General features: G+C 46.5%; 17 protein-coding genes. 1 reads left to right on the top strand and 16 read right to left on the bottom strand.

Features of this window, described 5'->3' with window-relative positions; genetic code table 11:
- Positions 1 to 49: 49 nt before the first annotated feature.
- Both ABXT70_RS12150 and ABXT70_RS12155 read right to left on the bottom strand, forming a co-directional pair.
- Positions 50 to 817, bottom strand: coding sequence for a maleate cis-trans isomerase family protein (locus tag ABXT70_RS12150; protein ID WP_443640731.1), 768 nt, complete (start codon positions 815 to 817; stop codon positions 50 to 52).
- Positions 818 to 958: 141 nt separating this feature from the next.
- Positions 959 to 1,399: a cold-shock protein gene (locus tag ABXT70_RS12155; RefSeq protein WP_443640732.1), complete on the bottom strand. Its 441-nt coding sequence runs from the start codon at positions 1,397 to 1,399 to the stop codon at positions 959 to 961.
- A gap of 182 nt (positions 1,400 to 1,581) precedes the next feature.
- Here ABXT70_RS12155 and ABXT70_RS12160 point away from each other — a divergent pair, with 182 nt between their 5' ends.
- Positions 1,582 to 1,800, top strand: a complete 219-nt coding sequence (locus ABXT70_RS12160; protein WP_443640733.1) for a SlyX family protein — start codon at positions 1,582 to 1,584, stop codon at positions 1,798 to 1,800.
- A gap of 1 nt (position 1,801) precedes the next feature.
- Here the strand turns inward: ABXT70_RS12160 and ABXT70_RS12165 are convergent, their stop codons facing one another.
- From ABXT70_RS12165 to lepB, 14 genes are all read right to left on the bottom strand, one after another.
- Positions 1,802 to 2,587 (bottom strand): class I SAM-dependent methyltransferase, encoded by a 786-nt coding sequence (locus tag ABXT70_RS12165; protein ID WP_443640734.1) that lies wholly within the window; start codon positions 2,585 to 2,587, stop codon positions 1,802 to 1,804.
- On the bottom strand, positions 2,557 to 3,366 hold the full coding sequence (locus tag ABXT70_RS12170) for an undecaprenyl-diphosphate phosphatase (RefSeq protein WP_443640735.1): 810 nt from the start codon (positions 3,364 to 3,366) through the stop codon (positions 2,557 to 2,559). Before ABXT70_RS12170 ends, ABXT70_RS12165 begins: the two co-directional genes overlap by 31 nt.
- 26 nt (positions 3,367 to 3,392) lie before the next feature.
- Positions 3,393 to 4,094, bottom strand: coding sequence for a tRNA (adenosine(37)-N6)-threonylcarbamoyltransferase complex dimerization subunit type 1 TsaB (gene tsaB / locus ABXT70_RS12175; protein WP_443640736.1), 702 nt, complete (start codon positions 4,092 to 4,094; stop codon positions 3,393 to 3,395).
- Positions 4,095 to 4,102: 8 nt separating this feature from the next.
- Positions 4,103 to 4,759, bottom strand: coding sequence for an adenylate kinase (gene adk, locus ABXT70_RS12180; protein WP_443640737.1), 657 nt, complete (start codon positions 4,757 to 4,759; stop codon positions 4,103 to 4,105).
- A 252-nt stretch (positions 4,760 to 5,011) separates the two neighbouring features.
- Positions 5,012 to 5,839 (bottom strand): nucleoside triphosphate pyrophosphohydrolase, encoded by an 828-nt coding sequence (gene mazG, locus ABXT70_RS12185; protein ID WP_443640738.1) that lies wholly within the window; start codon positions 5,837 to 5,839, stop codon positions 5,012 to 5,014.
- Positions 5,832 to 8,087 (bottom strand): GTP diphosphokinase, encoded by a 2,256-nt coding sequence (gene relA, locus ABXT70_RS12190; RefSeq protein ID WP_443640739.1) that lies wholly within the window; start codon positions 8,085 to 8,087, stop codon positions 5,832 to 5,834. The genes mazG and relA overlap by 8 nt, the downstream gene beginning before the upstream one ends.
- Before the next feature lie 70 nt (positions 8,088 to 8,157).
- Positions 8,158 to 9,585, bottom strand: a complete 1,428-nt coding sequence (gene rlmD / locus ABXT70_RS12195) for a 23S rRNA (uracil(1939)-C(5))-methyltransferase RlmD (RefSeq protein WP_443640740.1) — start codon at positions 9,583 to 9,585, stop codon at positions 8,158 to 8,160.
- Between the two features lie 2 nt (positions 9,586 to 9,587).
- On the bottom strand, positions 9,588 to 10,478 hold the full coding sequence (gene cysM / locus ABXT70_RS12200; protein WP_443640741.1) for a cysteine synthase CysM: 891 nt from the start codon (positions 10,476 to 10,478) through the stop codon (positions 9,588 to 9,590).
- Positions 10,479 to 10,498: 20 nt separating this feature from the next.
- Entirely contained in the window at positions 10,499 to 10,873 is a 375-nt protein-coding gene (acpS, locus tag ABXT70_RS12205) for a holo-ACP synthase (protein ID WP_443640742.1), read from the bottom strand.
- A gap of 21 nt (positions 10,874 to 10,894) precedes the next feature.
- Positions 10,895 to 11,656 carry a pyridoxine 5'-phosphate synthase gene (gene pdxJ / locus ABXT70_RS12210; RefSeq protein ID WP_443640743.1) on the bottom strand — a complete coding sequence of 254 codons (762 nt, stop codon included), beginning with the start codon at positions 11,654 to 11,656 and terminating at the stop codon, positions 10,895 to 10,897.
- A 52-nt stretch (positions 11,657 to 11,708) separates the two neighbouring features.
- Positions 11,709 to 12,434, bottom strand: a complete 726-nt coding sequence (gene recO / locus ABXT70_RS12215; protein WP_443640744.1) for a DNA repair protein RecO — start codon at positions 12,432 to 12,434, stop codon at positions 11,709 to 11,711.
- A gap of 6 nt (positions 12,435 to 12,440) precedes the next feature.
- The gene (gene era / locus ABXT70_RS12220) at positions 12,441 to 13,376 is read right to left on the bottom strand and encodes a GTPase Era (RefSeq protein ID WP_443640745.1); all 936 of its coding nucleotides are present in this window, start codon (positions 13,374 to 13,376) and stop codon (positions 12,441 to 12,443) included.
- Positions 13,377 to 13,389: 13 nt separating this feature from the next.
- Entirely contained in the window at positions 13,390 to 14,097 is a 708-nt protein-coding gene (rnc, locus tag ABXT70_RS12225; RefSeq protein WP_443640746.1) for a ribonuclease III, read from the bottom strand.
- Between the two features lies 1 nt (position 14,098).
- Positions 14,099 to 14,902, bottom strand: a complete 804-nt coding sequence (gene lepB, locus ABXT70_RS12230; protein ID WP_443640747.1) for a signal peptidase I — start codon at positions 14,900 to 14,902, stop codon at positions 14,099 to 14,101.
- Positions 14,903 to 14,941 lie beyond the last annotated feature (39 nt).

Consider the following 14,941-nt stretch of genomic DNA (forward strand, 5'->3'; position numbering starts at 1 on the left):
AGGCAAATTCTTATGGCAACCTGGGTCCTTTTAGGTAAAATTTTAACCATTAACTTGGCAAGTATTTGCTGAATAGACAACCAAACTGGGTTAAGTTTTTGTTTACTCCAGATAGCCGCAACAGGTGCCAAGCAAGGGCCTGATTACTAGAAATCACAGGTTTGCCTAGGTGTTGCTCCGCCTTAAGGATGACGTTTGCAACCCTTAAACTGGTACAAGAAACAAATACGCCATCACAATCACTATGCGACCCTAGGGCGATGATAGCATCAAGTATGCTGGTCGAATCTACCCTGCCTACTTCAAAGTCATCTTCTATATCAAAATAACCCGTGTGAGAGATAACGATGCCGCTGGCACAAAGGTTGTCGCTCAAAGCTTGAGTAACTTGAGGGGTGTAGGGAGTGAGCAATGCAATTTTGTGCAGATGTAAAACCGCACACGCAGCCTTGCATGCACTCAGGGGGTTGCTGACTTTGGCGTTAGGGTGCTCAGCCAAAATCAGTTGTGCCACCTGTTCTTCGCCAATAATAGTAGCGCCCGATGTACACCCATAACCAATGGCATTAAATTCAAAGGCTTTAGGTAATAGGCTGGCAGCGATGGGTAGATCTGCTTGCATCTGCGCCAGTGTTTGAGGAGTGACCTGCATGGCATTGGCAATACGGGAGTGATAGCAGGCAACGCCATCGATGGCTAACATTTGCCGAAACTCATCTTCTATGGTCTGATCAGTTTGTAATACAATCAGGCCAATCTTTGCAGTTTGGCCTAAGCCTGCACTTGTTGAGTAAGGCAGTTGTTGCGCATTATCCACTTTGCAAACTCCCACCTTACCTTAGGTTTTATTACATTAAATTAGACCGAATACGTCTAGTCTTTCTTGATTAGGGCATTGCGAATAAGCAGTACAAAATACCTAACATAACCCCCAGCACAGTAGCTAAAACATTCGCTATTAACCTACTATAGAGACATCTTCTGCTTGAATGCCTTTGTCACTCTCGGTCACACTGAAGCGCACACGCTGACCTTCTAATAAAGAACGATGGCCTTTACCACGGATAGAACGGAAGTGAACAAATACATCATCACCTTGGTCACGCGTTACAAAACCAAACCCCTTGGTAACGTTAAACCATTTTACAGTGCCAGATTCGCGGTTTGGATCGTCATCCATTTCGTCCCAGTGCCCATCATCTTCTACGCCCGTAGAAATGAACTTAACACCCGTGGCAAGGGTAGCAACCCAGAACATGGCAAACGCCACAGCAGCCACTAACTCATATTGACTATCAACGATACTTGAGCCGTGAATGACTTCGTCTAAAATAAATGGTAATGCCAAAGCGGCGATTAAACTAATAATGAAGCTATAAATAAATAATGTGCGTCTCATAATGACTCGATATCTCAGATTTTATTGTTTTAGTATTAAAGTATTGCACCGCTACCTTTGTCCATTTGCATATCCTAGGCGGCATAAAGTCGGTACAATCACGCAAGATTATAGAAAAACCAGCGTCCAATCAAACACTTGATATATAAAACACTATTTTTTTGCAACTTCTTGAGAATATCATGAATAATGCCGCCGATATCGTCGAATTACAGCAACAAATTGCCTTTCAAGAACAAACAATAGACACTCTCAACGAAGTTGTGAGCAAACAGCAAAAGGATCTCACTAGGATGGACCGAGCACTGGGGTTATTGGCGCAGCAGATGACGAGCTTGCAACAAACTGCAGATGCTGGCCAAGGTGGTCCCAAGGCAAATCAGCCACCCCCACATTACTAGTTTAGTTCGACCCGAAACTTCTATTAACGTAAATATCAAAACGATTAGATTTACCTTCAAGCCGATAAGTGGGCTTGCGCTGAGCAAGGTCTGGTGCAATTCTTGGTCGCTTTACCACCACCCTATGGCTGGCTAAGGCTAGGGCTGGTGCCAACAGATCATCAGCGTCTTCATCAAACCCTACCAACTGCCGAAACAGCGCCATTTCTTTTTTTACTTGGGCGGATTTTCCTGAATGAGGGAACATAGGGTCTAAATAAATAACTTGAGGTGCTGCGCCCTGCCAAGCGGCCATCACAGACAAAGCATCACCTTCTTTTAGGCACATTGCTGCCACAATGCCGCCAACGTCAATGTCCAATGCACCCCTGGACAAACCATCTGCCAACAAAGCCCTCACTACCGGCTGACGCTCTGCCATAGACACCTGACAACCTAGGCTGGCTAATACAAAGGCATCGCCACCTAACCCCGCAGTTAAATCAAGCATACTCGGGCGCACTGAGCCTTGCACACCCACGGCCTTGGCAACCTGCTGCCCTTTGCCGCCACCGAAGACCCTTCGGTGGCGTGCTTTGCCTGCTGAAAAATCAACCCGCACGGCACCACTGCGCCCGTCCACTGGTTCTAAACCCAAGCCTTCAGGGGTAAAACGTAATAAAAAATCATACCCTTTGTTGGTTTTCTTGATAACAGGTATACCAAGTTCTAGGGCTAATGCTGACTCTAAAAACTGGAAACCCGCCGCTACAACAGCTAACTTAGTGTCGGTAGTATCAGCCAACATAAGCCCACTCCCAAGACCATACGATAGACGACAAAGGGCCACATGCCCATACGACTAATCACTTGCATAAACAACACGATACACAACCAAGCACTTGCAAAGGACACTACTAACCCAATTAGCATAGGCGCCCATACAACCGCAACTGCACTGGTCACCAATTCAAGGGTCATTAGACTAGATGCTGCTAAGATGATTGGAATAGACATTAAAAAGGAAAAACGTGCGGCGGCTTCACGCGTGTAACCGAGCATGAGCGCAGCAGTCATGGTGATGCCGGAGCGGGAGGTGCCGGGTAACAAGGCTAAGGCTTGGGCCAAACCTATGCATAAGGTGTGACGCCAACTCATGGCTGCTATTTGATGCTGTCTGCGGCTGCGCCAGTCTGCCCAACCAAGCAGTAAACCAAAAGCAAGAGTCGTCACAGCCACCACCCACAGCGCCCGCGCGTTCACTTCTATCCAGTCCTTAAGTACCAAACCAAAAAACACCGCTGGTAAGGTTGCTACGATCAGCATTAACGCCAAGGTTGCCTGCTGATTCAAGCGTTTTTGTTGCTGCCATTGACACAAGCCTTCAACCATACGAATTAAGTCTTTTCGCAGATAAATAACTACTGCCAATAAGCTACCCAAATGCACCGCTACGTCGAAGGTTAAGCCTTGATCAGGCCAACCTAACAATAAACTTGGAAACAATAAGTGGGCCGAGCTGGAGATGGGTAAGAATTCGGTAATGCCCTGAATTAAAGCAATGATACTAGCTTGGATCCAATCCATGGGTAATCCTCAGTAGGGAAAGCAGACTATTGGTAGCGCGGCAATTTCTGCCATGTAACCTCATCACGCAAGTATACAGGTAACGCATCTTCAGGAGCACATTGGCGCCCTAGAGCAAAGTCAGCCCCTGCTAAGCGCGCCATTTCTAATGCTCTTGGCTGTAGATCTGAACATACCGATTGAGCAGATGCAATAATTGCTTGGGGTATATTAGCCACCGCCATGCCACTACCACAGGCAGCATAAAGCGAATTAACCACCTCTACTTGCGTTGGTGAGCACACTCTTTCTGCAACTTGAGGTAGGGCAATTTCGGGGTGATCTTCGTCAATGATGTATTCACCCCAGTACACCTCTCCCATACGCGCATCTAAACTACAGGCATAGGCTAGGTTGGCAATATTAGACTGCTGATGCAGGCGCAACGCAAGGGCTGCGAGGGTTGATATGGGGAGCACTTTGCAATCGATACCAAAAGCCAAACCTTGAGCCACACCTGCGGCGATGCGAATACCTGTAAACGAACCCGGCCCACGACCATAGGCGATCGCGTCGAGGTTAGACATTTTTACATCAGCTGCTAGCAACAAGTCTTTCACCATGGGCAACAACCGCTTTGTATGTTGCCGCTCCGTGGGTTCTTCTTTGCCCATTAAAAGGCCAGCGTCATTCCATAAAGCGACACTGCAGGCATTGCCAGAAGTATCCAGTGCCAATATGTGAGTCATCTTCGATGTTACTTGTCGAGTGCTGAAAAAACAGCTGCTTTAATGTCGCTCACACTTCCTACACCTGCAATATAATGATATGCCGGTGCAGCAGGGCCGTCAGAGGCAATTAAACTCTTGTAGAAATCAATTAATGGTGCTGTTTGCTGATGGTATATGCTTAAGCGCTGGCGCACTGTATCTTCTTGATCATCAGCACGTTGAACCAAATCTTCACCAGTCACATCGTCTTTACCTGTTTGCTTTGGGGCATTAAAAACAAGGTGATAAGTGCGGCCAGAACCAGGGTGCACTCGGCGGCCACTCATACGCTTAATAATTTCTTCGTCAGCAACGTCAATTTCAACCACTCCATCAATTGAGATACCAGCGTCTTTTAACGCTTGAGCTTGCGGAATTGTGCGTGGAAAGCCATCAAACAAAAAGCCCTTTGTACAATCGTTGTGAGTAATACGTTCCTTAACTAAATTGACAACTAACTCATCGGAGACTAAGCCACCTTGGTCCATTACTTTTTTAGCAATTTGGCCTAACTCGGTGCCCAGCTTAACTGCTGCTCGTAGCATATCACCTGTAGAAATCTGAGGAATACCGTACTTTTCAGTAAGGTACTGTGCTTGCGTACCTTTACCTGCGCCAGGCGCCCCCAAAAGGATTAACTTCATGATTTAACTCCAAAGAATTTAAGATACTATGGCCATTATTTAATAGTAGAGTCAATCCATGTTCGACTATATTAAGATGCCTTAGCAAAGGGACGAAAAAGGGAGGCCTTTTTATCACCATCCGTTTGTTAAGAAACCCATTATTCAAATACACATTTTACTCGGCCGAGTAGTGTAACTAAAACTATACTTTAGTGCCACGGGCGTTAAGTAAAACTGGCTTATAGCGGATATAAGCGCACTATCAACACACTATAAGCCTTGGGCCTTAGCCGCATCCCAGCCTGCATCCATACGTTCTAAGCTGACATTTTCTAGCTGTTCTCCAGCCTCTAACAACTGTGATTCTAAGAAGCGAAAACGTCGCTCAAATTTGGCGTTAGCAGCTCGCATCACTTGTTCTGGGTCTTGTTTTAAATGCCTAGCCATATTGACACAGGCAAACATTAAATCACCTAGCTCTTCTAGAGTGTGGTCCTTGTCGCCACTAGCAAAAGCCTTCTGAACCTCTTCCAGCTCTTCTGCCATATTGGCCAGCACGGGCGTTAAATCAGGCCAATCAAAACCCACATTGGCCGCGCGCTTTTGCAACTTTGCACTGCGCTGCATAGCGGGCAAGGCATTAGGCACATCATCTAACACAGAGTGCTGCTGCTTAGCATCACGCTCGGCCTGCTTAATACTTTCCCAACGCTCTAACACCTGATCAGCATCCAGACCTGTTGCCCCTTGCTTCAGTCCATTGGCTTGGGGGCCAAACACATGGGGGTGGCGACGAATTAGTTTATCAGACATAGTTTGAGCTACATCGGCAAATTCAAAACTACCTTCTTCACGGGCTAGCTGGCAATAGAACACTACTTGAAATAACAAGTCCCCAAGCTCGTCCCGCAACTGCATCCGATCATCGGACTCTATGGCGTCCGCAACCTCATAGGCTTCTTCTAAGGTATGGGGCAAAATACTACGGAAATCTTGTTTCAGATCCCACGGACAACCGCCATCTGGGTTACGTAATTGAGCCATAATATCCAACAACTGTTGCATAGCATCGTCAGTATTAGTTGTATGTTTAGCCATTTTTTTGTCGCCTCACATCCAACACGTTAGGTAGTTGGCTTATTTTATCTAAGATGCGGCCGAGTAGGTCCAAACGAGGTATGTCGATGGTCATTGAAATCGTCGCCGAATGGGTTTTTTTGTCGACGTTAGTGCTGATATTACCCAAGTTAACGTTTTCATTGCCCAACACCATAACAACTTCACTCAATAAGCCAGATCGATCTACCGCTTCAATAAAGATGTCTACAGGGTAGGTGTGCTCACTACTGCCAGACCAGCTCACTTCGATAATACGTTGACGGTCACGTTCAGCCATATTCATAATATTAAGGCAGTCTTGACGATGCACAGAAACACCACGAGTGAGGGTAATGAAGCCAGTTATTGGGTCACCTGGCACTGGCTTGCAACAATTAGCCATGGTGGTTAGGAGATTACCTACACCGGCTATTTGAACATCATTAGCAGCGACTGAAGTAGACTTAGTCTTGCCATTTAAGAGACTAAGGTCTAGCTGCTTCTTAGACTTAAGATTCGGCTCTACTTGTTGTTGGGCAGCATTAATAACCTGAGCTAAACGAACATCGCCGGCACCTAAAGCCGCATACATGTCTTCTACATGTTTAAAGTTGATAGCAGCAGCGATTTGATTATAGTCCAGACCTGTAATAGCCATGCGACGCATTTCACGCTCCACCAACTGGCGTCCCGCAGTAGCATTTTTATCTTTGTCTAGCTGTTTAAAATAGTGGCTAATTTTAGCCCGCGTACGACCAGCGTTTACATAGCCTAAGTTTGGATTCATCCAATCTCTACTCGGCGCACCGCCTTTAGACGTCATGATAGAGACCTGATCGCCAGTTTGTAAACCATAGGTGAGGGGCACTATACGGCCATGGATTTTTGCCCCACGACAGGTATTACCTACTTCTGTGTGCACGCGGTAAGCAAAATCAATAGGTGTAGCCCCATTAGGCAGATCCACTACGTGGCCTTCAGGAGTAAACACGTAAATACGATCTTGCTCCGCATCACTCTTAACTTGGTTGACAAACTCAACTCCATCGCCCACTTCGTCATGCCACTCCAATACCTGACGTAGCCATGCTAGTTTATCGTCGTATGAGCTTCCATTGCTATTAACATCGGTGCCTTTGTACAACCAATGGGCACACACACCAAGCTCTGCTTCATCGTGCATAGCAAAGGTACGAATCTGAATTTCTACAACTTTGCCTTCTGGACCAATCACCGCCGTATGCAAGGAGCGGTAGCCGTTTTCTTTAGGGGTAGCAATATAGTCGTCAAATTCCTGAGGGATATTACGCCACAAACCATGGACGATACCCAAGGCGGTATAACAGTCGGTAAGTTCAGGCACCAGTATACGTACTGCACGCACATCGTAAACTTGAGAAAACTCAATGTTCTTGCGTTGCATTTTGCGCCAGATACTATAAATATGCTTAGCTCGGCCCATGATATCTGGCTCAACGCCCGCGCCCATGAGTTGTTCTGTTAGATCAGCTAGCACGCGTTCAATGTAGTCTTGCCTATCCATGCGCCGCTCGTCTAAAAACGAGGCAATTTCTTTATAGGCATTAGGCTGAAGGTAACGAAATGATAGGTCTTCAAGTTCCCACTTAACAGCGCCAATACCTAGGCGGTGAGCCAAAGGCGCGTATACATCAAAAACTTCTCGGGATACTAGGTAGCGTTTTTTTCGATCCACATTTTTTACTGCTCGAATGGCGCAGGTACGCTCAGCCAGTTTAATCAATGCAACACGCACATCATCTACTAGGGACACCAGCATCTTACGAACGTTGGTTAGCTGGCCATCTGATTGGCCTAAAATGCTATCTCGTGTGGGACTTTGTAAGTTGCTGATAGCAGCCATCTGCAACACACCATCAATCAACCTGGCTACCACTGGACCAAAGATCTCCTTAACATCGTTAAGGGGCAATTTATTTTCACGCACAGCTCGATATAACACTGCAGCTACCAAGGTTTCTTCGTTCACCTGCAGGGTGGTTAAAATTTCGGCCATTTCAAGTCCAGTGCGAAAGCAGTCAACTTCTTCTGTGGCCCAAATATCTTCACTTTTGCTGGCGTGGTCACGAACTTCTTGGGCCAATTCACAGGCCTTTTGTAGGCGGCTGGTATCTGCCAGCTCTACTTGATTTTGCAAGCCCGCCATCCAGGCTTGGATATCAACGTTACCGTCAGCATGGGTTGGGTGTATTGCGCGTACCTGTACCATGGTTAAATTCCGTCTAAATAGCGCGCTAAGGCGCGCTCGTTATTGTAGTTCATCTGTTATTACTTGAGCATTATTTTCGAACAAGTAAAGCCATAACTTCTAAGTGAGGGGTATGGGGAAACATGTCTATACAGCCCACTTTAGCAACGTTTAGCCCAAGGGCCTGAAATTCTTTTAAATCTCTCGCCATAGATGCAGGGTTGCATGACACATAAACCACACGTTCCAAGGGCTGACCTTTGAGTAACTGGGCAATGCCTTTAGCCCCCGCACGAGGAGGGTCTAATAAGGCTTTATTAAAGGACTTTTTCTGCCACAGCTTGCGGGCGCTAGCATCAAACAAGTCTGCATGTTCGAAGTCGACCAAAACCAAACCATTGCGCTGAGCGTTCTTACGGCCTTGTTTTACCATGGAATAGTCACCTTCTAAGGCCAATACAGCAACACCTTGATCAGCCATGCTTGCAATCGGCAGGGCAAAGTTACCCACACCACTGAACAAATCTAACACTTGGTCCCCAGCTTTTGGCTCCAGCCATTCTAGAGCCTGAGCAACCATGCCTTGGTTAACCTTGGCGTTTACCTGAACAAAATCTTGTACTGCAAAATCTAACTCAATGGGCTTGTCTATTCCAGCCACTACTAAACTGTAGCTTAGCCCCTCTATATTGCCACTTAACCATAGGTCATCATGGTCCGTTTGCTGGCACACCATACTAATTGCGTGCTGCGCACCAAAATTAGCCAACAGCTGCTGATCTTCGGCTGTCAGCGTGGCCGATACCTTTAAACTAATACAGGCTCTTGCATCAGCTTGTAATAGCTCCACATGGGTAACCCATTGTGTATGTTCCAAAGCCACTAATATTTCACGTAGAGGCACTAATAGTTTAGACAGAGCTGGCTCCAATACGGGACACTGGCTGATTGGCACAATGTGTTTATGGCCACTTTGACGAAAACCCAGCAATAAGGTTTTGCTGTCAGCAAAATAACGTGTAGCCAGCTGCGCCCGGCGGCGGTAGCCAAGGCTTTGACCAGTAATAGGTTGCGCCCATTGTTTAGGTTCGATATCCGCTAGACGACGTAATTGCTCAGCAATAGCGGCCTGCTTAAAACTTATTTGAGCCACTGGCTCTAAGTGCTGCAATTGACAACCACCACACGTGTCGTACACAGGACAAAAAGGTGAAACTCGTTGATCACTGGCCTGCTTAAGCTCCAACAAACGGGCTTCAGCGTGGGTTTTATGGTCGCTAAGCACTTCTGCCTTCACCAATTCACCTTGCAATCCACCCTCAACAAAAATAGTTTTTCCTTGCCAGCGACCAACACCACGACCATCGTGACTTAGGTCTTCAAGCTCTATGTGTAAGTGCTTACCTACAGGCAAAGTGACCACTTCAACGTCTTCTTGGGCTTGAGCACGCTTTTGCTTAGCCGAGGCCGAAGGGTTTTTAAGTTTAAGTTTGCGCTGTAAGGGCGATAAACGGGCCATGATTAAGCAAATACTCCAGTGGATAAGTAGCGATCGCCACGATCACAAATAATACAAACAATAACAGCATTTTCTACCTGCTTAGACAGCCGCAATGCGCCAGCTACGGAACCACCAGAAGACACCCCAGCAAAGATGCCTTCCTCTGTCGCTAAGGCTTTCATAGTTGCTTCCGCTTCAGCCTGGTCCATGTCAATAATGGCATCCACTTTTGCGGCGTCAAAAATACTTGGCAAGTAGGCTTCAGGCCAGCGACGAATGCCGGGGATTTGCGAATCTGGCTTAGGCTGCAGGCCATGAATCTGTATCTCTGGGTTTTGTTCCTTTAAATAAGCCGATAACCCCATGATAGTGCCTGTGGTGCCCATGGAGCTAACCAAATGGGTAATTTTACCTTGGGTTTGCTGCCACATCTCAGGACCAGTTGTGCGGTAATGGGCCAATGGGTTATCACTATTGGCGAACTGGTCAAGCACCTTGCCTTCACCACGGGCCTGCATGGCTAGGGCTAAATCCCGAGCACTTTCCATACCTTGAGCTGCAGTCACTTCAATCAGTTCAGCGCCATAAGCAGCCATAGACGCCTTACGTTCTAAGCTCATGTTATCAGGCATAATTAACTTCAGTTGATAGCCTTTTATAGCTGCCACCATGGCTAGGGCAATACCCGTGTTGCCGCTGGTGGCTTCAATAAGCACATCACCAGGTTGGATATCACCACGTTTTTCTGCTTCTGTAATCATGCTCAGGGCTGGACGATCTTTCACCGAGCCTGCTGGATTGTTGCCCTCAAGCTTGGCCAGAATGACATTACTAGTATTACCCGGCAAACGCTGTAAGCGAACTAAGGGCGTATTGCCTACATAGTCTTCTATGGTGGGAAACTTGTGCATACTGACCTCTAGTTAACAGCCTAGCTTAGCACTACAAAAGCTAAGGCTTGGTCCAATTCGTCGGCAATACTGATATGGGTTTTTTGGCTACCCAAATCAGCTTGACGTTGTGCAGCTGCCCCACTAAAGATAAGCAGAGGCGCACCCATTTCATCGTGTTCTATGTGCATTTGCTGCCAAGAAATACCACGGCCAATACCCGTTCCTAAGGCTTTGGCGGCGGCCTCTTTAGCAGCAAAGCGTTTGGCCAAAAAAGCAGCTGGCTGGCTGGCTACATCAAACTGAGCCATTTCCAACTCTGTGAGTATACGCTGGGCAAACTTGCGCCCTGAGCGTTCTAGGGCCGCTTCAATACGAGCGGTTGCTACGATATCCGTGCCAATTGCCTTAACCATGTGCTGTCTCGTTGTGCCTTGTTAGACGCGGCTAGGGCGTTGGGGTTCACGGGCAGCTAACATCAGTGCTTTCATGTTTTTTACCGCCTGAGGCAGGCCAACAAATAGCGCATCCGCAATTAAAGAGTGGCCAATATTAAGTTCGTTAAATTCAGGGATTGCAGCGATGGCTTCTACGTTTTGTAAGGTCAGTCCGTGACCACCATTAACAATAAGCCCAATACTGGCGGCATAGGTTGCGCATTCCGCTATACGCACCAGCTCGGCGTGTTGTTGGGCATAATTGGTGGCGTCGGCATAAGCACCCGTGTGTATCTCTATAAGCTCTGCACCTGTGCGTTTTGCTGCATCTATCTGTTGCTTGTCGGCATCTATAAACAAAGAAATCTGAATGCCTACAGCTTGCATACGCTGGCATGCAGACTTGATTTTTGCTTCTTGAGAGGCCACGTCTAAGCCACCCTCTGTGGTGAGCTCTTGACGCTTTTCTGGTACCAAACACACATAAGTTGGGGCAATCTCTACGGCTAAATCAACCATAGCATCGGTTACTGCTATCTCAAAGTTCATGCGTGTTTGTAACACTTGGGACATAACGCGCACGTCACGCTCTTGAATGTGGCGTGCATCTTCCCGCAAATGCACAGTAATACCATCTGCACCAGCTTGTTCTGCATCTAAAGCGGCTTTTACTGGGTCTGGATAGCGTGTACCCCGAGCTTGGCGTAGGGTCGCGATATGATCTACATTTACGCCTAATAAAATTCGATTTGGATCAACCATTTTTTGTCTTCTCTTAATTGTCGCTAGTCTTACTTCGGCAAACTAATATTAGTTACTTTTTAACGATAGTGTGGAATAGATTACGGCTTTGTAATGGTTTGCCGCCCAAGAGCTGGTCTAAGTTAGCTCGAGCCATGTACTTAGCGACTTTAAGGCACTCGCTATCAGTGTATTGGCCTGCCGCTAATTGCAGCAATATCTTACCGTTAATCGAAGGGGCACTAATGCCCTCACGATGGTGGATTTGGCTTAAACAAACCCCTTGCAGTGGATGTAACTGATAACCTGCTTCCACCACTACTGGCTCGCCCGTTACATAGTCTTTATCTAACACCATATGATACCCCAGTTCGTCCATTAGATGGACCTCAAAGGGGCGCAAACATTGTTCTAATACGGAATTTCCCGTCAACTGATTGAGCAAGGCTTGGTAGTAGGCAAATAAATTGGGGTGAGGGTCATCTGACGCCAGTAACTTGAGCAACAGCTCATTAACATAGAGGCCACCGTAAAGGCTGTTACCAACTATGTCTAATGGCGGACCGGCCCCATCAAACTGAAGGCTTGTACGTAATTCACCACGCCCTGTAAAGCTCACCATAAGCGGCGTAAAGGGCTGAACTAAAGCGCGTTTAGCCGGCTGTTTACCCTTTGATTTTCGCGCCCCATGAACAATCACCGACACTCGGCCTTGGTGGAGCGTAAACAAATCAGCAATGACGCTACTTTCCCGCCATGGGCGGCTGTGTAATACGTAGGCGGGCTGCTGTTCAGTCATACTAGTTTAATCGAGGCCGTCGTAACCTAAGCTTTGTAAAGCTCGCTCATCATCAGACCAGCCACTTTTCACCTTTACCCACAGTTTGAGCATTACCTTACACTCAAACATACGCTCCATATCCACCCGCGCATCACGTCCGATCTGTTTAATTCGGTCGCCTTTGTCACCGATAAGGATACGTTTTTGGCCTTTCCGCTCTACTAAAATTAAAGCTCCTATATGCAGCACCGGCCCATCTTGGGCAAATTCTTCTATCTCTACGGTCATTTGATAAGGCAGTTCATCACCTAACTGCCGCATGATTTTTTCACGAATCAACTCCGCAGTGATAAAACGCGCACTGCGGTCGGTTACTTGGTCTTCAGGAAAAAAGTGGCGCCCATTAGGTAGTTGGTCAAGCACACATTGCTCTAACTGCTCGACTGAAGCACCTGTATGGGCCGCGATAGGCACCAATACCGCGTTAGGCAAACGCTGCTGCACTTCTTGTAAATACGGTAATAAGGACTGTTTATCATCGAGTATGTCAATTTTATTAATGGCTAAAATCACCGGGCAATTGGCAGCTTTAACTTTTTCGTAGACGTGCTCGTCAGCCTCGTTCCAGCGTGTACGATCTACCATAAAAATCACTAAATCTACGTGCTTTAAGGCACTAGAAGCAGCTTTATTCATGTAGCGGTTAATAGCTTTGTCGGCTTGATCTATATGCAAACCCGGCGTATCCACATAAACAACCTGCACGTCACCTTCGGTTTTAATACCCAGAATTTGATGGCGTGTGGTTTGCGGCTTACGAGAAGTAATGCTAATTTTTTGGCCCAATATACGATTAAGTAAAGTGGATTTGCCTACATTAGGTCGGCCCACAATAGCTACATATCCACACTTTGTGTTGCTGTCATTTTGGGCTGCTAGCCAGGTATCTAAATCTGTCATGGTATATTTTCTGCTATAAAGACTCTTGGCCAAGTTGCTGTAATGCTAACGTGGCCGATTTCTGCTCTGCGATACGGCGGCTGGAGGCTTCCGCTTTGGTTGGTTTATCAAGTAAGCTGCTGTGGCATTCTATGATAAACATTTGCTCATGATCTTGCCCCTTAACATCAATCAGCTGGTACACGGGCAAATCAGATTTCTTTGCTTGTAGATACTCTTGCAAGCGCGTTTTAGGATCTTTTTGGGTATCAGTGAGACTCAAATTTTCTAGCCTAGAGGCAAACCAATCCAAAATTCGCACCTGGCAAACATCCATCCCCGCATCTTTATAAATAGCTCCAATGATGGCTTCGGTAGCATCAGCCAAAATCGATTCACGTCGCTGCCCACCACTTTTTAGCTCCCCAACACCTAGTTTTAAGCAAGGACCAATGTGCATTTCTTTAGCCACTTCAGCAAGCGTCACACCTTTTACTAAGCCTGCACGCAAACGACTTAATTGACCTTCGCGGGCTTTGGGGAACTTATCAAACAAAGCATTAGCAATAACAAAGTTAACAATTGAATCACCTAAAAACTCTAAGCGTTCGTTATTGTGGTGGCCACAAGATCGGTGAATTAGCGCCAACTCCAACAGTGTCAAATCGGCAAAGGAATGGCCAATTGCCGCACACAATGTATTAATTTTTTGCTGATAGGCCGTTGCGGCAGGCGCTCTCATATTAATCTATGCTACCGGCAGTACTAAAATTGGGCAAACTAAAAAAGTTTTCCCAGTGTAACCACACGGCAATGGCTTTACCGGTAATGTTTTCTTGTGGCACAAAGCCCCAATAGCGACTGTCATTACTGCCATCTCTGTTGTCACCCATCGTGAAGTACTTTCCCTGTGGAATGGTGATTACGCCGTTTTTACCTGGGTTTTTATTACGCCATATAAGGTGTTCAACATCACCTATTTGCTCTTTATAGATTTCCGTCGTTGGCGACTGATCAGCGATATAAGTCTGAGCCATCTGTTCGCCGTTGATATAAATGACTTTATTGCGTAGCTCTAAGGTATCACCAGGCACAGCAACCACCCGCTTAATAAACTTAATCGCCGTATCCTTTGGGTACTTAAAAACCATCACATCACCCACTTTTGGCTCATTGTAGTTAAATACCTTAGTGCCTAGTACTGGCAACCGTATGCCGTATTCGAATTTATTGACGACAATAAAATCTCCCACCGTAAGAGTAGGCAACATAGAACCTGAAGGGATCTGGTAAGGCTCCATAAAAAAAGAACGTAGGATCAATACAAAGGCCAACACAGGAAAAAACGAACGGCTGTATTCTGCAAACATCGGTTCGCGCATCACTTTGTTTTGGTCGGCTTCAGGCAACGTACCACCAGCACTAGCCGTTGCCAGAACCAAGGCTTTAACACGGGCAGGTTTCCACAACCACACATCTAACGCATAACCAATACCAAACACCCCTACCAGCACAGTGAGCAGCAATTCAAAATCAAAATCCATCATGGTCTATGTATCCTTTATCTCTAATAACTGTGTACTTAA

The organism is Candidatus Njordibacter sp. Uisw_039 (assembly GCF_047730075.1).
Classification (GTDB): domain Bacteria; phylum Pseudomonadota; class Gammaproteobacteria; order Pseudomonadales; family Balneatricaceae; genus Njordibacter.